This window comes from Acinetobacter lwoffii, from assembly GCF_024129735.1.
In the GTDB taxonomy this organism is placed as follows: Bacteria; Pseudomonadota; Gammaproteobacteria; order Pseudomonadales; family Moraxellaceae; genus Acinetobacter; species Acinetobacter lwoffii_H.
In genome coordinates this window covers 171887-194100 of sequence record NZ_JAMXXK010000001.1, presented here as the reverse complement: position 1 = coordinate 194100, position 22214 = coordinate 171887, and the positions used below count along the sequence as shown (strand labels likewise).

Here is a 22214-nt window from a genome sequence, read left to right as displayed (position 1 = left end):
TGTTCATTGAGCAGCATCAAGATGATGGCCTGATGACAAAATTATCTCTTTTTCCTCGTGCTAGCAAACATGATGTTGAAACCAAAAAATTCAAGGGTCAATTCGGAAAAAAGCATAATTTCCACAAAATAATTTAAATATCAATTCCAAACTTGGACTTATGATTAAATCTAATCAGGGAAACTCATGCGTGTCATTTAGATATTTTGACAGGTTTATAGTGCGGAATTGAGAGAAATCAGGCAGCCAAAGCCAATTTGTCCGGCACTTAACAGAACTACGACTATCTGAAATCTAATGAACCAAGTAAAATAAACCTTTCCGGTTTTTTGATGTGGGTGTTTTCTCTGTGCAGAGTCATTTAAATGTAGATCAATGGATAATGGCGCGTGACCGTCACCGTTTAAATCGACTGAAAAAAGGGAAAGACGCAGATGCTAAGCAGTATCAGGAATTATTTGAAAAATCCAATCTGAAAGTACGGCAACGGCTTGAGCGTCTTCCAGACATAAGGCTGAATCAGGATCTGCCGGTTACCCAGTACACTGACAAGCTGATTGCTGCGATTCAAAAGCATCAGGTGATTATTGTGGCCGGCGAAACCGGTTCTGGTAAAACCACCCAGTTACCGCAAATTGCCATGCTGGCTGGACGTGGCCTGACCGGAATGATTGGACATACCCAGCCGCGTCGACTGGCAGCCCGTAGCGTATCACAGCGTATTGCCGAAGAAGTTGGCGAAAAACTCGGTGAATCAATTTCCTTTAAAGTACGTTTTACGGAACAGGGTTCACAAGACTCAATTGTGCGTTTGATGACAGATGGTATTTTACTGGCCGAACTGACGCATGACCGATACCTGACCAAATATGACACGATTATTATTGATGAAGCGCATGAACGCTCACTGAATATCGACTTCATTATGGGTTATCTGAAGCAGCTTTTGCCGCGCCGGCCTGATCTGAAAGTCATCATTACTTCTGCAACCCTGGATGTAAACCGTTTTAGCAGTTACTTTAATGGTGCACCAATTTTTGAAGTGGAAGGCCGCAGCTTTCCAGTCGAGCTACGTTATCGCCCGATCTCGGAAATGAGCATTGGCGGTAGTGATGATGATGAGTTTGATGATTTTGAAGAAAACCTGCCTCGCGCTGTGGTCAAAGCAGTCGAAGAATGCTTTCAGGATGCACAGGAAAAAGGTCATCCCGAACATGCCGATATCCTGATTTTTGCCAGTACCGAGCAGGAAATTCGCGAGTTACAGGAAACCCTGATCAAACATGGGCCACGCCATACGGAAGTATTAACTTTATATGCGCGCCTGGCGCTGGCCGAACAGCAGAAAATCTTTAATCCTTCTGGTGGCGGGCGACGCATTATTATTGCCACCAACGTAGCAGAAACAGCTTTAACCGTTCCGAATATCCGGTATGTGATTGATAGCGGTTTTGCCCGTATTTCGCGTTATAACTATCGTTCACGTGTGCAACGTTTACCAATTGAAGCCGTTTCTCAGGCAGCAGCTAATCAGCGTAAAGGCCGCTGTGGCCGTATTGCACCGGGTGTCTGTATTCGTTTGTATTCTGAGGAAGACTTCCTGAGCCGTCCTGAGTTTACTGAACCGGAAATCAAGCGAACCAACCTGGCATCGGTAATTCTGCAAATGCAAAGTCTGGGGTTGGGTTCACTCGAAGACTTCGACTTCATTGAGCCACCAGATCACCGTCTGGTGAATGATGGACGTAAGCTCCTGATTGAACTGGGTGCAATGGCTGAGAAAAATTCTCCTAAAACTGAAGATGATCAAGCAAATCCCTCTCTTGCGTCGCATAACGCCTCACCCTTCGAGAAAGGGAGACTTCAAAGCCGTGGCTTAACCAAGATCGGTCAGCAAATGGCGAAAATGCCGATTGATCCACGTCTGGCCCGTATGATTCTTGGTGGTGCACATTTCGGTGTTTTGAATGAAGTGCTGGTGATTGTGGCAGCGCTTGCGGTTCAGGATCCGCGTGAACGCCCTGCAGACAAGCAGATGCAGGCGGATCAGAAACATGCACTATTCCGTGAAGCCGATTCTGATTTCCTGTTCTATATCAAGCTCTGGGAGACGCTGCATAATAACCGCGAAAGCATGAGTGAAAATAAGCGCCGTACATTTGCACGAAATCATTTCCTGAGCTGGCTGCGTCTGCGTGAATGGAAGAAAACTCATGAGCAGCTGGTGGATTTGGCTAAAGGCTTAAAACTGTCATTTAATGAAAAGAAAGCCAGTTATGAAAATCTGCATCGTGCCTTGTTAACTGGTCTATTGTCCTTTATCGCCAATAAGACCGATGAGCGTAATGTCTTTATGGCAGTACGTCAGCAAAAAGCACGGATTTTCCCAGCTTCTACCTTGCACAAGACCAATACACCGTGGGTGATGGCCTTTGAAATGGTCGAGACTTCCCAGGTGTATTTGCGTACCCTTGCCAAGATTGAACCAGAATGGATTCTGCTGGCCGCGCGTGACCTGCTCAAGCATCATTATTTTGAACCGCACTGGTCGAAAAAAGCTGGTGTGGTGAATGCCTATGATCAGATTTCATTATTTGGTCTGATTATTGAGCCGAAACGCCCAATCAATTATGAAAAAGTAGATCAGGCGGCCGCGCATGAAATTTTCTTGCGGGATGCTTTAACCACTGGGCATTTAGGCATTACTCCACCATTTTTAAAGCATAACTTGCTTAAACTGGAAGAAGTCGAGCGAGTAGAAGACAAATTACGCCGTCGTGATCTGGTGGTTGATGAAGAAACCATTTACCAGTTCTATGCCTCGAAAGTGCCGCCTGAAGTGGCCAGCCGTCGTACTTTTGAAGATTGGCGTGCCACGGTTGAGCCTCAGAATCCGCGTTATTTATTTGTCGATGATGATGCGCTATGGCTGAATGACCGGCCGACGACACAACAATTTCCGGACTATTTGCACAATGGTAGCCTGCGTCTGGCTGCAACCTATCGTTTTGACCCGAGTCATGATGAAGATGGCGCGACAGTTAAAATTCCCCTGCAAGCCTTGGCCCAGGTCGATGAAGGTATCTGGTCATGGGGGATTCCGGGTTGGCGTCTGGATCTGATTGAAGCATTGCTAAAAGCTTTGCCGAAGGATAAGCGCCGTAATCTGGTGCCGATTCCGGATACTGCACAAAAACTCATAGCAAAAGTAGATGCGCAGGATTTACAGAAACATATTTTTAGTTTCTTGGCATTCCAGCTGCGAGGCGAACAAATCACGGAGAAAGATTTCAGCTTTGACCGGGTAGACCAATATCTGTTGCCTTTTATTAAAGTGACTGATGAAAAAGGTCGTGTCATTGAGCAGGGGCGTGATCTTGCCGAGCTGAAAGCGCGCTGTCGGACTGAAACGCATAGTCCGGTCAAACAGCTTAAAGGTGAATTTAAAACCTTCCCGGAAAGCTTTGTATTTGAAGCCTCACAAAAAGTCACCGGTGTCGTGGTCAAGCAGTACCAGGCGCTGGTTCCGACTAAAGCTTTTTCTGCCCTGGAGCAGAAAGATGAATCGGGTGTGGTGATTCAGACTTTTAATGATCAGGCTGAAGCGATCAAAAAACATCGTGAAGGAGTGATCCGACTGGTGCATATGCAACTCGGAGACTTGACCCGCCAGTTGAAAAAACAGATTTCCAAACCTCTGGCGCTGGCTTATTCACCACTCGGTGATAAGGCACAACTGGAAAAAATGTTAGTTTATGCCACACTGCACATGTCTATTAATGAATTACCTGTCAATGCGCAAGAGTTCCAAAAACTGGTTGAAGATGTAAAAAAATCTTTCTTGACTTATGGCCAAGTTGCCCTGAAAGAGATCACGGATATTTATATCCAGTGGCAGGAAATCCGCCGGAAATTATTGGTTTTAGATCATTCTGTGTTTGAAAAAAATATCAATGATATTGAAGATCAACTTGATTTAATGAGCCTTTCTGACTTTGTGTATCGTAAACCTTCCGATGTATGGATCGAATTTCCACGTTATTTGAAAGCCTTGATCTTGCGTTTGGAGCGCTTGCCCAATAATCTACAAAGGGACAATTCCGCCATTGACCAAATTGATCAATGGATGGAAAAATTATTCAAGTTTAAAGATGACCCTCGCCTGAAAGAATTGTATTTCATGGTCGAGGAGTTAAGAATCTCATTGTTTTCACAACCGATGAAAACAAAAGCACCTGTGTCTCCAACTCGCTTGCAAAAAGTATGGGATCGTCTTGGAATCAGTTAAGATATAGGTAATTCAGATAAGGAATTTTACATGGGCATCCGCATTACGGGTACGGGCTTATTCCATCCGGAACATGTCATCACCAATGAAGAATTAGTTGAAAGTTTAAATGCTTATGTGGAACTGTTTAATCACGAAAATGCTGACAAAATCGCTGCAGGCGAAGTGGAAGCACGTCGTGGTTCTAGCGCAGACTTTATTGAAAAAGCATCTGGCGTACAACGCCGTTATGTCGTAGAAAAATCAGGTATTCTTGATCCAAAACGCTTACGTCCAAATTTACGTGAACGTGCAGATGATGAAATTTCACTGCAGGCAGAATGGGGTGTAATCGCAGCCAAGCAGGCGATGGAAAATGCCGGTGTGACTGCCGAAGACATTGATATCGTGATCTTGTCATGCTCGAATTTGCAACGTGCTTATCCTGCTGTGGCGATCGAGATTCAGACCGCTCTAGGCATCAAAGGTTATGCCTATGACATGAACGTGGCGTGTTCTGCAGCAACATTTGGTCTGAAACAGGCTTATGATGCGATCAAAGCAGGCGCGCGCCGTGTGTTATTAGTGAATGTGGAAATTACCTCTGCACATACCGATTTCCGTTCACGTGACTGTCACTTTATTTTTGGTGATGTGGCAACCGCTTCAATTATTGAAAATACCGACAGCAAAACCGGTTTTGAAATTCTGGATTCTGAGTTGTTTACCCAGTTCTCGAATAACATCCGCAATAACTTCGGTTTCTTGAATACCTCTGAAAATGCTGACATTGACGACAAGCGTTTCCGTCAGGATGGTCGTAAGGTATTTAAAGAAGTCTGTCCACTGGTTGCGAAAATGATTACTGCGCAACTGGAAAAGAATCAGATTGAGCCGACAGGTGTTAAACGCTTCTGGTTACACCAGGCCAATGCCAGCATGAATGAACTAATCCTGAAACTGGTCGTCGGCAAAGAAAATGCCAAACCTGGTCTGGTACCGATCATTCTGAATGAGTTTGCCAACACTTCTTCTGCCGGGGTGATCATTGCCTTGCACCGTACTGCACATGAAGTTGAAGATGGTGAATACGGTGTATTGTGTTCATTTGGTGCCGGTTATTCGGTGGGTTCGATTCTGGTCCAAAAGCGCGTGGCATAGTCCGGAGTAGATAAGGAGCAGACAGCTTGCAGGTCAAACATGATGGGCAATGGATTAGACGCTTAAGTGGCTTATCCAAATTATATTTTACCCCTACCTTTTTAGGGGCTGAATATATTGATGCCAGTCGGCCTGCAATGTATGTCGGTAATCATTCCATGTACGGCATCTTTGATTCGCCGATGCTGATTGATTATCTCTATAACGAACATAAGGTGGCTGTGGTCAGTGTTGCGGATCATAGCCATTTTTATGTACCGCTATGGCGTGAAGCCGTGAAAAAGTTTGGGGCAGTCGATGACATCCAGCATTATATACGTGCTGTGATGCAGCAGGGCTACTCCATTCTGGTGTTTCCAGGAGGTGGGCGCGAAGTACTTAAACGTCAGGGTGAACAGTATCAACTGATCTGGAAGCAACGTTACGGATTTTTAAAGCTAGCTCAGGAATTCAACTATGATATTGTCCCTTTTGCCGCGCTCGGTGGGGATGAAGTCTATGAGATCGGCTTTGATGCCAATAAGATCATCCAGCATAAATATTTTCAAAAGCTCCTCAAAGTACCACAACTGAACAAATTACTACGTCAGGGCGATGTGATTCCATCTTTGCCTAAACGATTATTCCCAAAACGCCTGCCATTTTATTTTCAGTTTATGCCGCGACAATCGATTGCTCAGGTTCAGACTCAGGAAGAGCTGATTGCATTTCGACACATCTTGCAGCAACATATTTATACCGGCTTGGCCGAGCTTAAGGTGCTACGTCAGCAAGACTAAAAAAGAAAAATTCTTCCTGTAAAATCTAGGCTATGATCTATTGAGATGTTCTATTTTTAGGAAAAAGGATGCATGGACTTTTTTATAGTGCAAGTGATGCCATAATGTATTTTTAAGTGTTCACTGATTGGTGATCAGGGACTCAGCATGATCCAATATAAAAATAAGATGATTCTAAGATGACCGAGGTGTGCGTATGGAACAGGATAGCTTGGTAGCACCTTTAAGGTTGTTGGCACAACAATGTTTACGGATTTCTCCGGAGCTCAACCAGCTTTATCTTGATCAGATGGCAATAATTGGTCATCTGAATGCACAAAATTTAATAAAAATTCAGCAGGATCAGTGCCGGATTGAATTGCTGGATGGTCTGTTTTATATCCAGTTTCATGCTCCACGTGCACTAGACTCTGGAACTGCACCTGCTTTGCTAGACAGTCATTTTTATTTCCAGCAATGTAAGGCAGAAGCCCTGGAGGAATTCTTTTTACAGGATATCTATTTCCTGACTGGCGATTTAAAACCACAGCATTCGCTGTATTTACGCGACAAAGCCAAACAGTTACGTCAGCTTATCCTGGCTCAGGTTTATGCGTGGGTTAATGGCCTGGAACGGGTGTCCGAATTTTTGCAGCAAATGTCGATTGTTCAAGCTGAGATTATCGACCAGCAGCTGATCAAGGCCGGGTTGTATACAGCACCTGTCATGCAAAACTTTATTCAGGATGAACAAGAGATTCCACAGCAGACTCTTGAAAGCTTGCAACAGGCTTTTTCTTTGGAGTGTCTACAGCAGGATGAATTCCTGTCGATCCAGTCATTGATGGACAGTCTGGATGAGTTCTGTTTTAGCGCCGCACAGTTTTTGCCTCCGGCACTGTTCCAGATTATGTCGCTGTCTTTTGAAGAGCGCTTTAATCTGCATGAATTGAATGATCATACTGATGATATCTGTTTGCTATATCGGCATGCTGAGGAGCAAAGTAATTTGCTCGGTTTTGTCCGATTGATGAACCGGGACGTGTGGCATCGGGATGATTTATTATCCAAACGGAATTTCCTGGAAAATCATCCGTATTTATGGCAGAAAAAAGTAGCCCGATTGCCACTATTTGATTGTCATCGTGCCGTGAACTGGATCTTCAAGCAACCGGCCGAGGTACTGGACTGGATCAGTAATAATATCCAGCATAGCAGTGTACGCGTTGCAGTAACTGCCTTAAGTTTTGTAGACAGCCATCATATTCATCCCCAGATTATTTTGGCGACTTTGCAATATTTTCAATATGTCTCGGCGCGACTGTTTATTCATAGCATGCATGAATATGCAATCCAGCATGACTGGTTTCAGCATCAGTATAATCAGGCGGTGGTATTAAAAGGCACACGCCAATCGATTGAGGATCAACGGATTGCGATTAGTCCCTCAATTCTGTATCTGGATGAATGGATGGAGCTGCTGCGTAATGTGGTCAAAATGGATGATCAACTGACCAAAAAGGTTTATCTGAACTTGAGCCGGATGATGCAGGCGTATATGCAGTATTTATATAAAATTACGGTGCATTTGCCAGATGAGGTTCTGGTGTATATTCAGCCTCCAAGCCAGCAGAACCGTGATTTCTATAATGTTCTGCACCGCTATCGAATTCCTTTTACTGAGTTCAGGCAGCTATTTTATTTGCAAAGCGGGCATGTACGGGAGTCGCTCTTTGACAGTTATGTGCGCGACTATCTGGTAGAGTATTTTTCCAGCCATACAGAAATACCGAAAAATCTGAGCTGGACCAGTTTGTTTAATCAGGCGGTCGTCTGGCATGATCAGATTCAAAAGCAGGAAATGATCGCCAAGCTGAAAAAACAGTTTGCACTGGTGAACTGGACGCCAATCACTCAGGTTTCATTTTTACTGTATTTCAACTGGCGTTTTGAAGAGCTTAAAACTTTGGATCGGATTTTAGAGGAATCTAAAATTTTCAGGAACTGTCTGGCGGCAAGCTATGCTCAGCAAATTGTGGAAAGGCAGTATGTGGCCTTTCGCATGTCTCATCCCGCTGTTCGTCTACCCTTGATCTTGGGGTGTCAATTGGTGAATGGACAGGTGATCTTTGATCAGCTGGAATATCCGAATAACCAGAAAGCAGAAGCTGAATACAGCAATATTGCCATGAATTTTATTAACTGGCTCAACTTGCAGGCCTGACAGTTCAATACAGCTTGTTTTCCGCCATGACGCTTAACTTTTCCGCTAAAAATCGTTAGGCTATAGCCGTTCTTTCACGGTATTGCTCTTATGAAACAGGAAACTGCCCTTAAGTTACTTAAAGCAGGAGAAAATGTCTTTTTAACCGGTTCTGCCGGTGCAGGAAAAACCTATACGCTGAATCAATATATTAATTATTTAAAGGCGCGTAAAGTCGCCGTTGCCATTACTGCATCTACTGGTATTGCAGCCACACATATGAACGGTATGACTATTCATACCTGGGCAGGCATTGGCATTAAAGACTTTTTGTCTGAAGAAGACTTAAAGCGGATGAAAGAGCGCAAATACTTAAAAGAACATCTGGAAAATGCGCAAGTCCTGATTATTGACGAAATTTCAATGCTGCATGCCAAGCAGCTGAATCTGGTCAATCAGGTGCTGAAATATTTCAAGGAAAGTGATGAAGCTTTCGGTGGTATTCAGGTGATTGTAGCAGGGGACTTTTTCCAGTTACCGCCAGTCGGTAAAAATGATGAGCGTAACCGCGACAAATTTTGCTTTATGTCGGATGCTTGGGTCGAAGCCAAGTTTCGTGTCTGTTATTTGACCGAGCAGCATCGTCAGGGCAATGATTATCTGAATGACATCCTGAACGCGATTCGTGCGCAGGCAATTAATCATGAACATCGCACGGCTTTACAGGCCACGCGACATCAAGAAATTGGCGAGACCTATACGCGCCTGTATACGCATAATATGGATGTAGACAGTATTAACTTTAAGCATCTAAATGAAATTGACAATGATCCGCGTCAGTTTGATGCACAATGCGATGGCAATGAAAAGCTGATCGAAACCTTAAAATCGTCAGTGCGAGCGCCTGAAGCTTTAACCCTGAAAAAACATGCCAAAGTCATGTTTGTAAAAAACAACTTTGATATGGGTTATATCAATGGCAGTCTGGGCGAAGTCATCAGTTTTGAAGAAGATGATGAATATGGTGTGCTGCCCAAAGTCAAACTGACCGATGGCACGACACTGGTGGTTGAGCCTGAAACCTGGTCGGTAGACAATGAGGCCGGTAAAACCATTGCCAGTTTCCAGCAGATTCCATTGCGTCTGGCTTGGGCAATTACCATTCATAAATCACAAGGCATGACCCTGGAAGCTGCTGAAATTGATCTGAGTCATACCTTTGAAAAAGGACAGGGCTATGTCGCCTTATCCCGTTTGAAGAGCTTAAATGGCTTACGCTTAAAAGGTTTTAATGAGCAGGCTTTGGAACTTGATAGTCTGGCGATTAAAGCCGATCGCCGTTTTCAGGAACTTTCTGATGAGGCTGAAGCGAATTTTGAAAATGTCGATTTGACTGCGCAGCACAAAGCCTTTATCCGGCATTGTGGCGGGACTTTGAATGAAGTTGAAATCCAGCGCAATGAGAAGAAAATTTCCAAGAATGCTGGAAAACAAAGCTATGCCACTGCAACGCTAGACGAAACGCGTGAACTGTTTGAAGAAGGTTATGAAATTGCCGATATCGCGACTGAACGTGGTTTGACTCCGGCAACCATCATCAATCATTTGGGGCGTTTGCATAAAGAGCAGGGGCTGGATATCTCGCTGGCACATCCGGGTGAGGAAGTGGTGGAGCAGGTTCGTAAGATTTATAAACGCCTGACCAAGCGTCAAAACTCGGAACATTTTAATGATGATGGTTCAATTAAGCTGCGTCCGATTGTGGAACTCACTACACCTAAAATGGCTTATGACCAGGTGCGTTTGGCACTACTATTTGTAGAATAATCATCACAATGATGTTTAAGAGTTCTTAAGATGAACAGTTTATTCGTATACGGCACGCTTCGTCCCCAGCAACCCAATACCCATGTCATGGAACGGATTGGAGGAAGCTGGAAAGCCGGTTTTATTCGTGGGCATTTGCAGCAGCGTGGTTGGGGTGCTGAACTGGGTAGCCCGGGTATTCAGCTCAGTGATTCGGGAGAGACTGTTCCGGGTTATGTATTCATATCCGAGAATCTTCCCCAATATTGGGATGATCTGGATGCATTTGAAGGCGATGAATATCAACGTATTCCGGTTAAAGTATATTTGGAAAATGGCGAGATGATAGAAAGTTTGGTCTATGCTTTGAAAGATTAGACTGATATGTGTCATTTATTGAATTTCTGATTTTTATCAGGTCACCGCTTTTAAAAATCATTTACTTTCCTTTGCTTGAATTTTGAAAGATCGAATTAATAAATATTCCGTTGATTTGATAGTATCTTCTGAGCAAGCCTGACGTACTGCGTTAGAGATTAGCGCAAGATAATCATCGGGCGATCTGCATATTTCCCGTTATATGATTATTTTTGAGAAATCTTTGCATACTGGTGAAGGGCGCTGATGATTTGAACATTATTGTGTACTAATCAATAAGGATAAAATCCCAGCCGCAATTAAAGGACCGACTGGAACACCGCGTAATACTGCTACACCTGCTACTGTGCCTAGTAACAGTCCGGCCACTACATCTGGCTGATTGGACATCAGCTTCACTCCACGTCCTCCCAGCCAAGCGACAAAGACCCCAATCGCGATTGCCAGCAAAGACTTCCAGCTCAGGAAAGATTTGAGAATACTTTCCCCTGAAATTTTGTCACTGGCAATTGGTGTCAGAACACCAATGGTCAGAATAATAATGCCGATATTTAAACCGTGCGCCTGTACATAAGGCAATAAACTGCTGAGAGGTGTGATTTTTAAAACAATTAATACCGCTGCAGCAATGGTGACGGCACTATTGTGACTGAAAATACCGCAAGCCAGTAAAACCAAAAGAACAATCAGATTCAAATCAAGTTGCGACATAAGGGGGAGAGATAGAGTGAAAAATAAAGCTATTGTAGAGCTTTTCAACGCATGATACCTAGAAAACAGCGGAAGAAATCAAATTCAGGACTGTTTCAGGATAGAATGCACAGGTCTTCACTCGATACAGGTATAAACAGATGCTATTGGAAAAAATGTTGCAGTCACAAGGTTTCGGCTCCCGCAAGCATTGTCAGCAACTGATTAAAAATGGTGCTGTTTCAATTCAAGATGAAGTGGTTGACAATCCTAAATATAACCTGGATTTAAATCACTTAAATTTCGAGGTTTATGGGAAAAGTCATACCTATCGGGAAAAAGTGTATATCGCCTTAAATAAACCACAAGGCTATGAGTGTTCGCATCAGGCGACGCATCATTTTAGTGTATTTGACCTGTTTGATGACATCCTGCTGAATCGGGGGATTCAGTGTGTGGGACGTCTGGATCAGGATACCACTGGACTATTATTGCTGACCGATGATGGACAGTTTCTGCAAGCGCTCACCCATCCGAAAAAGCATGTCGCCAAAGTTTATCAGATGCAAACTGCGGATCCAGTCACGGATGAACAGATTCAGCAACTAGAACAAGGTGTCGAATTGAGAAATGAAAAAGGTATTTTTGCGGCTACTGAAGTGACTCGATTGGCTGAAAATCGTCTGCAAATGACCATTCATCAAGGGGTCTATCATCAAGTAAAGCGCATGCTGGCTGCCGTAGGTAATAAAGTTGAACAGCTACATCGTGCACAGATTGGTGCTTTGGCCTTGCCTGAACTGGCTGAAGGAGAATGGTTGTATTTAAATGCAGAACAGGTGGCGCAGGCCAAATTCCGCTCAGAATAATAAATTTTTTATTCGCTTGAAATGTGATGAAAAGATTAGGACTTACTTCAGGAAACAGTGATAAGTCTGAAATTCATCATCCTTGATAAATCCCATAGATTCATACAATTTATGCGATTGATAATTATTTTTTTGGGTTTCCAGGGTGATTCTTAAGGCCTGTTCATGTTTGGCAAATAAAATCGCGGTATCAATCAGTTGTTTGGCTGCGCCCTGACGCCGAAAAACCGGGGTGATATAGACATCATCCAGAATATAATAGGTCGAGCAGGCCACTGAAGAAAAACCCAGATACAGGATAATAAAGCCGGTAAAAGTATCATCTTTGGTATTAATGAAAATGACGGTTTGCCCATCTTCAAAACGCTGTTTTAAAAATTGGTAAGAGAGTTCAGGATTGGAAGACGTACCATAAAACTGTCGATATTCATCAAATAATACCGCCAGCTGATTCAGGTCTGCTGACTGGGCGCGTCGTACGAGCATTGCATACTCCATGCTAATTTTTTATTGATTATCAGCATCAAGCATAGCGAAGTTTATGAGTGGCAGGCTTTAGAAATTGTTCGGAAATGCAACAATGTTAAATTTTGTCGCTTTCACCCAAAATGGCATTCAGCTCTTCAAATAAATCAAGATGATCATCATCCAATGCAATCTCCTGATCATCCAGCAGATTCAGGGCCGAACTGGAAAGCGCATTTTGCTCGGTTTTCGCTTCATTTTGTTTCAGCTTGCGCAGCCGGATCAGTTGTTCCAGATTGATATTCTGGTTTTCAATCGAGAAGGGGATCGATTTGGTAATCACCACTTGCTTGAAAAAAAGACGCACGGCCTGAGCTGGCGTAATCCCCAATTGCTTAAATACCGCAAAGGCTTGTTTCTTCTCTTGCGAGTCCAAGCGAATTTGATAAACTTCAGTTTTTCTCATAATATTTTTAAAGCTTTAAATTACTTAACTTTTCGCCTTTATTCTAATCAATTACGTTTGAAATTCAATCTTAAAGCGACCGATTTTAGAAAATAATCTGTAATGACAAGCGATTTACAGTGTCAATTCAAGTTGCGAGCTGAAATTCATGCTTTTCTGCGTGATCGGATCGATGAATTGAATATGTTTGGCCAATAAACTTAAAGGTGCATAAAAATCATCTTCCGCCTTGTGCGCTACCTGGGGATAAAAGGGATCATGACGGATCGGAATACCCAGATGATTCAAGTGCACCCGTAATTGGTGCTGTTTGCCAGTATGCGGTTTCAACTCATATTTAGCCCATTCTGTATTATGTTCCAGCAGGTCAATCGCCGTCTCGCTATTCGGCGTTCCGTCTAGCACGTGCATGGTATAAAAGGGCTGTCCCTTTTCCATTCTTAATCGCGTGATCAATGGAAATTTTAAATCAGGTTGATAGGCCGCAATCGCATGATAGGTTTTTTGCACCTGCCGTGTAGCAAATAATTGTTGATACAGGCCACGTGATTCCACACATTTGGAAATCAGGACCACACCTGCCGTTTCACGATCCAGCCGGTGAATAGGCGTTAAATGCTCATTGCCGGTTTGCTTTTTAAGACGAACCAATAGCGTTTCCTGCACATATTGTCCGGTCGGGCTCATGGTCAAAAAATGCGGTTTATCGACCACCATGAAATACTCATTTTCAAATAAAATCTGATGTTGAAAAGGCACATGCACTTCATGTGCCAAAAAGCGATAATAGAAACAATGGCTATTGGCCTGAAATGGACTTTCTGTGCTTAATCTGTTGCCTTGGGCATCATAGACTAAACCCTCGGCGAAACGAGATTGCCATTCATCTGCTGCGATATGCGCAAATTGCGTGCATAAATAAGCAAAAACTGTCAGGGGCGCATCCGGACTGGTTGGCAAAAACACTTTACTGGCACTGACCCCATTGAGCATGGGTGGGTTAAATTCAACAGTCGGTTGCATGGCAGGCAGATTAACCTCTTAAGGAACAGATGCTGTGAAAAAATACAGTTTCTCACACAGGTGAATAGGCTTTTAAAGCGTGGCGATGCTATCATATTTATTCTTTTGCATCATGTTGTGAGTAATATGCCTTATTCATTTAATGTCACTTTAAATCATGAAGACGATACCCAAAAACTGGCCAAGGTTCTGGCCGAAAATTTCTCTGCGGGAGTCGTATATCTGATCGGTGATTTAGGGGCAGGAAAAACGACCTTAACGCGTTATTATTTGCAACAGTTGGGTCATAAAGGTTCAGTGAAAAGTCCAACTTATACACTGGTCGAACCCTATCAAATTAATGGTCAGGATATTTTTCATTTTGACTTGTATCGTCTGAATGATCCGTATGAACTGGAACTGATGGGAATCCGGGATTATCTGGAAACACCGAATGCGCTATTTTTGTTTGAATGGCCATCCAAAGGTGGCGATGAAATTCCGCAAGCTGACCTGATTATTGAAATTTTAAAATCTGAAGATGAGCTGACCCGTACTGCAAGCCTGACTTCATCGAATCTTGCCTTACGAGAGGCTCTGGAGCGTCAATTTCCACATGTCGAATGATTTAAGCCTGCGCCGTATTCGTGCCCTTGATCCTGCACTTGCCAACCAGATTGCCGCAGGTGAGGTGATTGAACGTCCGGCCTCTGTGGTCAAGGAATTACTGGAAAACTCGATTGATGCGGGTGCGACAGAACTGATCATTCGGGTCGAACAGGGCGGCAGTACTTTAATTGAAATCATCGACAATGGTCGCGGCATTCATGCTGAAGATCTGGCTTTGGCCGTCATGCGTCATGCCACCAGCAAGATCCAGAGTGCTGATGAGCTGTATGCAATCAGCAGTCTGGGCTTTCGTGGCGAGGCACTGGCGTCGATAGCAGCAGTTTCACGCCTGACCATGATCAGCAGTCAAAGTGACGAGGGCATCGGTTATCAGGTCGAAGTCAATGGTACGGCTTTTGATCATCAGGAAATTCAGGCTGTTGCAGCCTCGAAAGGGACGCATATCCGGGTTCAGGATTTGTTTTTTAATGTGCCTGCACGGCGTAAATTCCTGAAAAAACCGGGCACTGAATTTGGTCATATTGAAGAAATTGTACGCCGTATGGCACTGACGCATTTTGATATCCGGTTTGTGCTAGAACATAATGAAAGCATCAAGCTGAATTTACCCGTGGCGGATAGCGGCGCTTTGCGTTTTCAGCGGGTACAACAATTGCTTGGCCGCCAGTTTACTGAAAATGCCTATTGGATCGATGCAGAAAGTATCAATATGCGTTTGTCTGGTTGGCTTGGCCATCCTTCAGATGCACGTGCGCAGGCAGATCTGCAATATGTCTATGTGAATGGCCGGATTGTCAAAGACAAAACGATTTCCCATGCCTTGCGTATGGCCTATGATGGTATCTTGCATGGACATCAGCATGCGGCTTATTTACTGTTTTTGGAAGTTGATCCAGAAAATGTTGATGTGAACGTTCATCCGACCAAGCATGAAATTCGCTTCCTGAATCAACGTGAAGTACACGAGTTTGTGCGGCATTATGCCAAGGAAACGCTGGCACAATTCCAGACTGCAACTGCGGATCTGGCCGAGGCAATGAAACAGGATCAACAGCCTAATTTTGTGACGCCACAACTACGTTATCAGGAGCAGTTTAGCCTGCATCAGAATGTGCATTCGCAACAGCAGATGGCTAGACCCATATCTACCACAAGTAGTCACGAAGCTTCGGATGTACTGACCGATTTTGAATCTTCAGGTCCGCAAGTTGTGAATTATGCCCGAGATTACAATGCATCCTATGCAGGTTCACAGCAGCTGAATAATGCATTGAAAAGTTATCTGGCTCCGTTGAGAGAAAGTTCAGAAGCCGAAGCATTCAGTCCTGAGCAGTCTTTTCAGACACATGTAAACACCAAAGTGGATGAGCATCCACTGGGTATTGCCATTGCCCAGTTACACGGCATTTATATTCTGGCGCAAAATACCGAAGGTCTGATTATTGTCGATATGCATGCGGCGCATGAGCGTATCGTCTTGCAGCAGATGAAATCGGCCTGGGATAAACCTGAATTCTGGACGTCACAGCAATTGCTGATTCCAAAAGTCGTGAATATTAGCCGGATGCAGGCGATGCGGGTAGAAGAGCTGAAAGAGCAGTTGGCACGTTTGGGTCTGGAAATTGATCAGTATGGTGATGAGCAGGTGATTGTGCGCGGCGTTCCCGCTATTCTACACAAGGCCGATTTTGATGCCTTGATTCCTGAATTATTGAATGATTTAGATCCGGGTGATCAGGCACAAAGTCTATTGCAGAAGCGTGACCAGATTCTGGCAGGCATGGCCTGTCATGGTGCAGTGCGAGCGCATCGTATTTTAAGCCTGTCGGAAATGAATGCTTTATTACGTCAGATGGAACAAACCGAATTTGCTAGTCAATGTAATCATGGCCGCCCGACTTGGCGCGCCTTTCCATTGGCTCAACTAGATAAACTTTTTGCTCGAGGAGAGTAGTTTTACATGTCCAATCAATTGCCGGTCATCAATTTAATGGGGCCAACTGCAAGTGGTAAAACCGCTTTGGCATGTGAACTGTATGAGCAAGGGGGATTTGAGCTGATTTCGGTCGATTCTGCACTGGTTTATCGGGAAATGGACATTGGTACAGCCAAACCTTCTAAAGAGGAACTGACGCGCTATCCGCATCATCTGATTGATATTATCAGTCCACTTGAAGTGTATTCTGCAGCCAACTTTGTCGAAGATGCTTGCTGCCTGATTGATGATATTCATGCGCGTGGTAAAACCCCGATTCTGGTCGGTGGCACCATGCTGTATTTTAAGGCCTTGCTTGAAGGTTTGTCAGATAACCTACCAAGTGCAGACTATGCTATTCGGGCAGAGATTGAAGCCAAGGGTGAGCAGGAGGGCTGGGAAGCGGTTTATGCAGAATTATGTGCAGTCGATCCGATTGCCGGTGAAAAATTCAAGGTTAGCGACAAGCAGCGCATTATTCGAGCCTTGGAAGTTTTTAAATTGACTGGTGAGCCGATTACAAAACTACAGGCAGAACAACCTAAAAACTTACCATATCGTTACAGTTTCCATAATTATGCACTGATGCCAGATCGGTTAGAATTACATGGGCGTATTGAACAACGTCTGGAAATTATGTGGAAAAGCGGTTTTTTAAATGAAGTTGTGAATTTAATTGAAAAATACGATTTTAATGAAAATTTACCTTCCATGCGTTCAGTGGGTTATCGTCAGGCTATGGAATTCTTAAAAAATGCTGATAAAACCAAGGAAAAGCAACGGGAAATGGAGGATAAAGCTTTATTTGCGACACGACAACTTGCAAAACGTCAATATACGTGGTTAAGGTCTTTGCAAGAAAAGCATAAATTTACAACATATTTTACGCTACAGCAGGCTCAAGAAGACTTGCGAAACTGTCACGGATAAAGCAAAATTTAGGGACTATCTTTTTTATAATTTTTAATTGAAAAATAGAGATAGTTTTTGCGCTGATTTTTAATTTTTTTGGAGTTATAACATGTCTAAAGGTCAAACTTTACAAGATCCATTCTTGAATTCTCTCCGTAAGGAACGTATCCCAGTATCTATCTTCCTGGTAAACGGTATTAAATTACAAGGTCATATCGAATCTTTTGACCAATACGTGGTTTTATTAAAAAATACAGTAAGCCAAATGGTTTATAAGCATGCAATTTCAACTGTAGTACCTGCACGTAATCCACGTCCTGCTGGCGCGCCTGCTGGTCCACAAGGTGCGGGCTTCGGTGGTCAAGGTGCTGCAGGTGGCTTTGGTGGCGGTCAAGGTGCTGGCGGCTTCGGTGGTCAAGGTGGTTTTGGCGGTCAAGGCGGCGGCTTCGGTGGTCAAGGTGGCTTCGGCGGTCAAGGCGGTGGCTTTGGTGGTCAAGGTGCCGGCTTCGGTGGTCAAGGTGCCGGCTTCGGTGGTCAAGGTGGCTTCGGTGGTCAAGGTGCTGGCTTTGGTGGTCAAGGCACTGGTTTTGACAACGACACTAAATTTGAAGACTCTTCAGACGATGAAAACAATCGTTAATCGAGTTTGAAAATTAAAAAACCTCTCTATATGAGAGGTTTTTTTATATCTGTACGTTTTAAGTTTTTTAAATAAAAAGCCAACGAGATGTCGTTGGCTTTTTAGGATTATGGTAAGGCTTAACGGTTACGTTTAGGATCCAGTTGAGGATCTTTGATTTCTACATAAGCATTATTGCGCGTTTCACGTAACCAGCTATCTAATTCGGCATCAAATTGACGTTCACCAAGCAATTGGCGAGCCATACGTTCCTGATATTCCTGTGTCATATCTTGTTGGCGTGTTTCACTCACTTGCAGAATATGCCAGCCAAACTGGGATTGAAATGGTTTACTGAACTGACCTACTGGGGTGCTTTTCATCTGCTGTTCAAATTCAGGTACCATTACCCCTGGGCTAACCCAGCCAAGACTTCCGCCATCACGAGCCGAGCCAGTATCATTGGAGAACGTTGAAGCTAAAACAGTAAAATCTTCACCTTGTTTGAGGCGGTTATACAGACTATCAATCATTTGTTTGGCATTTTCAGGACTGACCACTTCAGACGGTTGAATCAGAATGTGTCGTGTTAAATATTGAGGAACAAGGGCTTTCTGTTCGCCACCTTTACGTTCCAAGAGCTTCAGAACATGTACACCATCAGCGACAGGAATCAGTTCAGAAGTTTGACCTGGTTGCAGGGTGGTCACGCGTGCAGCCAGTTCTGCTGGAATTTCTGACAGGTTTCTCACACCCATATCAGCAGCTTCGACTTTAACGCCGCCAGTGCTGTACTTTTTGCTGATCGCCTGAATGTCATTGCTGCTATTTAATTCTTGCTTTACCTTTGTTGCAATTTGTTCAGCATTTTCACCGCTTACCCGTAAATGCAGTACATGGACCTGACTGCCAAGCAAAGCTTGACCTTGCGGGGTATTTAGGAAGTTTTTAACATCTTGATCTGTAATTTGAATACGTGAAGTCACGATTTGTTGACGTAAACGATTCAGTGCTAAATCTTCAGCGATACGGTTTCGTAAAGAAGCATAGGTATTGGGCGCCATGGCATCCAGTTTCTGCTGGAATGCTTCCAGACTCGGTGAACCAGAATCACGGGCAACTTTCAGGACGGCTTCATTTAAAGCTTTTTCATCTGGACGAATATTATAACGTTTAACTTGTTCAAGCTGTGCCTGACGAATAATCAGTTGCTCTAAAGCTTGTTGCTCAAGATATTGTTGTGGTGGAACTGCCTTTTTCTGTTTTTGCAGCTGATGTGAGATTTCGGCTACACCTTGAGCCAGGTCACTACGTAGAATGATACTATTGTCGACTACAGCTACAACTTCATCTTTAGGTTGGGCAACAGCAAAAGTCGTCATCGCTGAAGAAAGGCATAGCGCAAGTGCGGTTGCTTTAAAAATTTGTTTTAACTGTTTTGTCTTCATTAACGTTCTGTCCAAGTTTGATTGATATTGTTAAAACCTAGAATACGATTTTCTAGTAATGAGGTGAGTTTGCTGCTTAACCCACCTAAGCCTTTCAGGCTGACTTCGGCCATAATGGCGCGTTTGGCTTTGACGCTTGAATCATTAACGTCGTCTAAGTCATTGTAATATGAGCGACCGTAAACAGAAACTCCCCAACAGCATGACTCATAGTTCACGCCAAGTAAATATTCCCGTGCGACACTATTGTCGAGGTCAAACTGGGCATGTCCAACCAGACGCCAGTTGTTGGCAATCGGCTGGATAAATGAACCCACCACATGATCATAGCTCTTTTGACGGTTCGGAATATCTTTGCGATAGAAATAGCCTAGGTTATAAAGATTGCCTTGCTCACCGGTATAATAAACCTGCAAATCTCGTTGGGCATTCGATCCATTCGACATCCAGCTTGAGTTCAGATTAACGTGAACATTATTTGACAGCTGGCTTGTCAGTTGAATTACAGGGCCAGTATGACTTTCACGGTCGAATTCATCTGCATCATTTTCCAACGTTACACGGCGATCTTCAAAGAAAAAGCTCTGTCCAACGCTGGCACGCAGGCGCTCCAGACCTTCTTCATTAAATAGGCTATAGCTCAGACCTAAGGAGGCAAAGTTATTGTCTTCCAGGCGGTCATTACCATAAAAGCGACGCGCACTGAAAAGTTGATCATAATTAATCGAAGCGACGACTGAATCAAAGTTTGGCTGATTCTGCTGGTTCTCATAAGGTGAATACGCATAGAACAGACGAGGCGTTAAGGTCTGTAGATACGTACCTTCTTTTTCAAAAATTAAGCCGGTGTCCAGCGTGAATTGTGGCACCACAATTGAATTATTTTCACTAGACGCGCTACGGCTTTGGGTTTTTTCATCATAGAAAGTATTGATGTTGCGTACAGTCGCCTGAGGAATGAAGAATGACCACGGGGTAAAATGATTATAACGCACGGAAAAGTCATTATAGATCCGTGTACCACTCGGTTGATATACCTTCTCACCCGTTGGGTCAGTATCAGCGAAATTTCTCAGATCCTTCTGGAAATATGCTGTGTCGTTATTAAACTCAAGTTGTAATCCCAATGGATTGCCAGTTTTGTAATTGACTAAAAGCTGTGGCAAACGTGCATAAGGACGGTCTTCATCCAGTACAGTTGGATCTAGGGTTTGGAAGTCTTCGACTTTGAATTGTGCCTTTAAGCCAGGAATACCATTTTTATAATTGACTTCCCAGGCACGGCGTAAGTTCAGGTCAGTTTTAGAGTTCGGGTTATTGTCCAGATCGGCAAAGTAATCTTTGTCTGAAGCGTAGTTATATTCAAGGTTGGTGGAAAGCTGATTATTGATCTGCCAATTATGTAAAAAATGCAGGCTTTTACGATCTTCATCGCTATAGCTTTCATCGGAAGGCAGATAACCTCCCCAAATACGGCCTTCACCATAATTTTCAGTCAGATAACGGAACTCGCCATCCAGCATTACCCCACGATCGCCAATATAACGCGGCGTAATTGTCGCATCATATTGTGGTGCTAAATTCAGGTAAACCGGAACCCCCAGTTCCAGACCACCATCATTGGTAAAGCCAAATGTCGGCGTCAGAATACCGGTAGTGCGGCGGTCATCAATCGGGAAGTTGAAATAGGGAACCGCTAAAACCGGAACATCTTTAACATACAACTTGGTATTCCGGGTTTCACCCCGTCCGGTTTCCTGATTCAGCTTGATCTTTTCTGCCTGGATTTTCCAAGTCGGTTTTTGCTCAGGTGGACAGGTGGTATAGGTCGCATTTTCCAGTTCTACCGTCTCGGTCGAGGTTCTGGCGATCTTTTCTGCCCGACCATGCGCATGTTGCTGCTCGGCAATATAGAAGCTGTTATTTAGGTCGCCTTCTTGGGTCTTTAAATTATAATTAATATCATCACTTTGTGAGAGCAGGCCACCCTGAGCAAGTTGTACCCGACCTTCTGCTTTGGCATAGGTCTGGGTTTGATCAATCGTTACGCGTTCAGCACGAATCTGGCGACCTTGCTGGTCAATGATGACATTGCCTTCTAAATAAGAGTCACCTGCTGGATTGTAGTGTCCATAATCTGCAGTAATGGTGGATGTAGCCTGATCTGGCGCAACGGTTGCTGCATCTGGGGCAATCGGGGTCACCCAGGTGCCTTCACAATAAGCCGAACTTAAGTATTTTTCCTGCCGCTGCTGTGCTTCAGCTGAGGATTTGTCGACATAGTATTGCGAAAAGAATGCTTCACCTGGATAGGTCTCATTTATGCGCTGTTTGAGTTGTTCTGCATTTACATCGGACGAGACATTTGATGCAGCATAGCCGGAGGCTGAGCTGCCACATAAAAGGGTTAAGATCGCAGTCGCTAGAGGATTTATTTTAAAGTGATGCTTCATTTGTCTCATTAACCAATCATGCTTTTATCGCAATTAATTATTGTCGCATCATAGAGAAAAAGTTGATAAGTAGCTACACTTAGCACTTTAAAAACTCAGCCTGTATTAGAAT

17 protein-coding genes are annotated in these 22214 nt (G+C 43.8%); 11 read left to right on the top strand and 6 right to left on the bottom strand.

What is annotated here, in order from left to right; all coding sequences use genetic code 11:
• Positions 1 to 349 precede the first annotated feature (349 nt).
• The 6 genes from hrpA (at position 350) to NI469_RS00985 (ending at position 10573) form a co-directional block, all read left to right on the top strand.
• Positions 350 to 4288 (top strand): ATP-dependent RNA helicase HrpA, encoded by a 3939-nt coding sequence (gene hrpA, locus NI469_RS01010; RefSeq protein WP_253174250.1) that lies wholly within the window; start codon positions 350 to 352, stop codon positions 4286 to 4288.
• Between the two features lie 30 nt (positions 4289 to 4318).
• Positions 4319 to 5428 carry a beta-ketoacyl-ACP synthase III gene (locus NI469_RS01005; RefSeq protein ID WP_004278914.1) on the top strand — a complete coding sequence of 370 codons (1110 nt, stop codon included), beginning with the start codon at positions 4319 to 4321 and terminating at the stop codon, positions 5426 to 5428.
• Positions 5429 to 5454: 26 nt separating this feature from the next.
• Positions 5455 to 6207 carry a 1-acyl-sn-glycerol-3-phosphate acyltransferase gene (locus tag NI469_RS01000; protein ID WP_044109576.1) on the top strand — a complete coding sequence of 251 codons (753 nt, stop codon included), beginning with the start codon at positions 5455 to 5457 and terminating at the stop codon, positions 6205 to 6207.
• A gap of 196 nt (positions 6208 to 6403) precedes the next feature.
• The gene (locus tag NI469_RS00995; RefSeq protein ID WP_044109575.1) at positions 6404 to 8410 is read left to right on the top strand and encodes a hypothetical protein; all 2007 of its coding nucleotides are present in this window, start codon (positions 6404 to 6406) and stop codon (positions 8408 to 8410) included.
• Positions 8411 to 8500: 90 nt separating this feature from the next.
• A complete protein-coding gene (locus NI469_RS00990) occupies positions 8501 to 10216 on the top strand; it encodes an AAA family ATPase (RefSeq protein WP_044109574.1) in 1716 nt (571 codons plus the stop codon).
• A gap of 30 nt (positions 10217 to 10246) precedes the next feature.
• Positions 10247 to 10573, top strand: a complete 327-nt coding sequence (locus NI469_RS00985; protein WP_044109572.1) for a gamma-glutamylcyclotransferase family protein — start codon at positions 10247 to 10249, stop codon at positions 10571 to 10573.
• Between the two features lie 258 nt (positions 10574 to 10831).
• On the opposite strand, the gene NI469_RS00980 is transcribed toward NI469_RS00985, so the two are convergent.
• Entirely contained in the window at positions 10832 to 11284 is a 453-nt protein-coding gene (locus NI469_RS00980) for a DUF441 domain-containing protein (RefSeq protein WP_044109570.1), read from the bottom strand.
• Positions 11285 to 11424: 140 nt separating this feature from the next.
• On the opposite strand from NI469_RS00980, the gene NI469_RS00975 reads away from it, so the two are divergent.
• Entirely contained in the window at positions 11425 to 12132 is a 708-nt protein-coding gene (locus NI469_RS00975; RefSeq protein ID WP_005247338.1) for a pseudouridine synthase, read from the top strand.
• Positions 12133 to 12174: 42 nt separating this feature from the next.
• On the opposite strand, the gene NI469_RS00970 is transcribed toward NI469_RS00975, so the two are convergent.
• From NI469_RS00970 to NI469_RS00960, 3 genes are all read right to left on the bottom strand, one after another.
• Positions 12175 to 12618, bottom strand: coding sequence for a GNAT family N-acetyltransferase (locus NI469_RS00970; RefSeq protein WP_004278907.1), 444 nt, complete (start codon positions 12616 to 12618; stop codon positions 12175 to 12177).
• 97 nt (positions 12619 to 12715) lie between these two features.
• Positions 12716 to 13063 (bottom strand): type II toxin-antitoxin system RelB/DinJ family antitoxin, encoded by a 348-nt coding sequence (locus tag NI469_RS00965; RefSeq protein ID WP_004278906.1) that lies wholly within the window; start codon positions 13061 to 13063, stop codon positions 12716 to 12718.
• 114 nt (positions 13064 to 13177) lie between these two features.
• Positions 13178 to 14086 carry a pseudouridine synthase gene (locus NI469_RS00960; RefSeq protein ID WP_253174249.1) on the bottom strand — a complete coding sequence of 303 codons (909 nt, stop codon included), beginning with the start codon at positions 14084 to 14086 and terminating at the stop codon, positions 13178 to 13180.
• 126 nt (positions 14087 to 14212) lie between these two features.
• Here NI469_RS00960 and tsaE point away from each other — a divergent pair, with 126 nt between their 5' ends.
• From tsaE to hfq, 4 genes are all read left to right on the top strand, one after another.
• Positions 14213 to 14692, top strand: coding sequence for a tRNA (adenosine(37)-N6)-threonylcarbamoyltransferase complex ATPase subunit type 1 TsaE (gene tsaE, locus NI469_RS00955; protein ID WP_253174248.1), 480 nt, complete (start codon positions 14213 to 14215; stop codon positions 14690 to 14692).
• On the top strand, positions 14682 to 16649 hold the full coding sequence (gene mutL / locus NI469_RS00950) for a DNA mismatch repair endonuclease MutL (RefSeq protein WP_253174246.1): 1968 nt from the start codon (positions 14682 to 14684) through the stop codon (positions 16647 to 16649). The genes tsaE and mutL overlap by 11 nt, the downstream gene beginning before the upstream one ends.
• A gap of 6 nt (positions 16650 to 16655) precedes the next feature.
• Entirely contained in the window at positions 16656 to 17600 is a 945-nt protein-coding gene (gene miaA / locus NI469_RS00945; RefSeq protein ID WP_253174245.1) for a tRNA (adenosine(37)-N6)-dimethylallyltransferase MiaA, read from the top strand.
• 91 nt (positions 17601 to 17691) lie between these two features.
• On the top strand, positions 17692 to 18222 hold the full coding sequence (gene hfq / locus NI469_RS00940) for an RNA chaperone Hfq (protein ID WP_148334401.1): 531 nt from the start codon (positions 17692 to 17694) through the stop codon (positions 18220 to 18222).
• 119 nt (positions 18223 to 18341) lie between these two features.
• On the opposite strand, the gene NI469_RS00935 is transcribed toward hfq, so the two are convergent.
• Complete coding sequence (locus NI469_RS00935; RefSeq protein WP_044109557.1) at positions 18342 to 19649, bottom strand: peptidylprolyl isomerase; 1308 nt, start codon at positions 19647 to 19649, stop codon at positions 18342 to 18344.
• Positions 19649 to 22102 carry an LPS-assembly protein LptD gene (locus tag NI469_RS00930; protein ID WP_004278895.1) on the bottom strand — a complete coding sequence of 818 codons (2454 nt, stop codon included), beginning with the start codon at positions 22100 to 22102 and terminating at the stop codon, positions 19649 to 19651. Before NI469_RS00930 ends, NI469_RS00935 begins: the two co-directional genes overlap by 1 nt.
• Positions 22103 to 22214 lie beyond the last annotated feature (112 nt).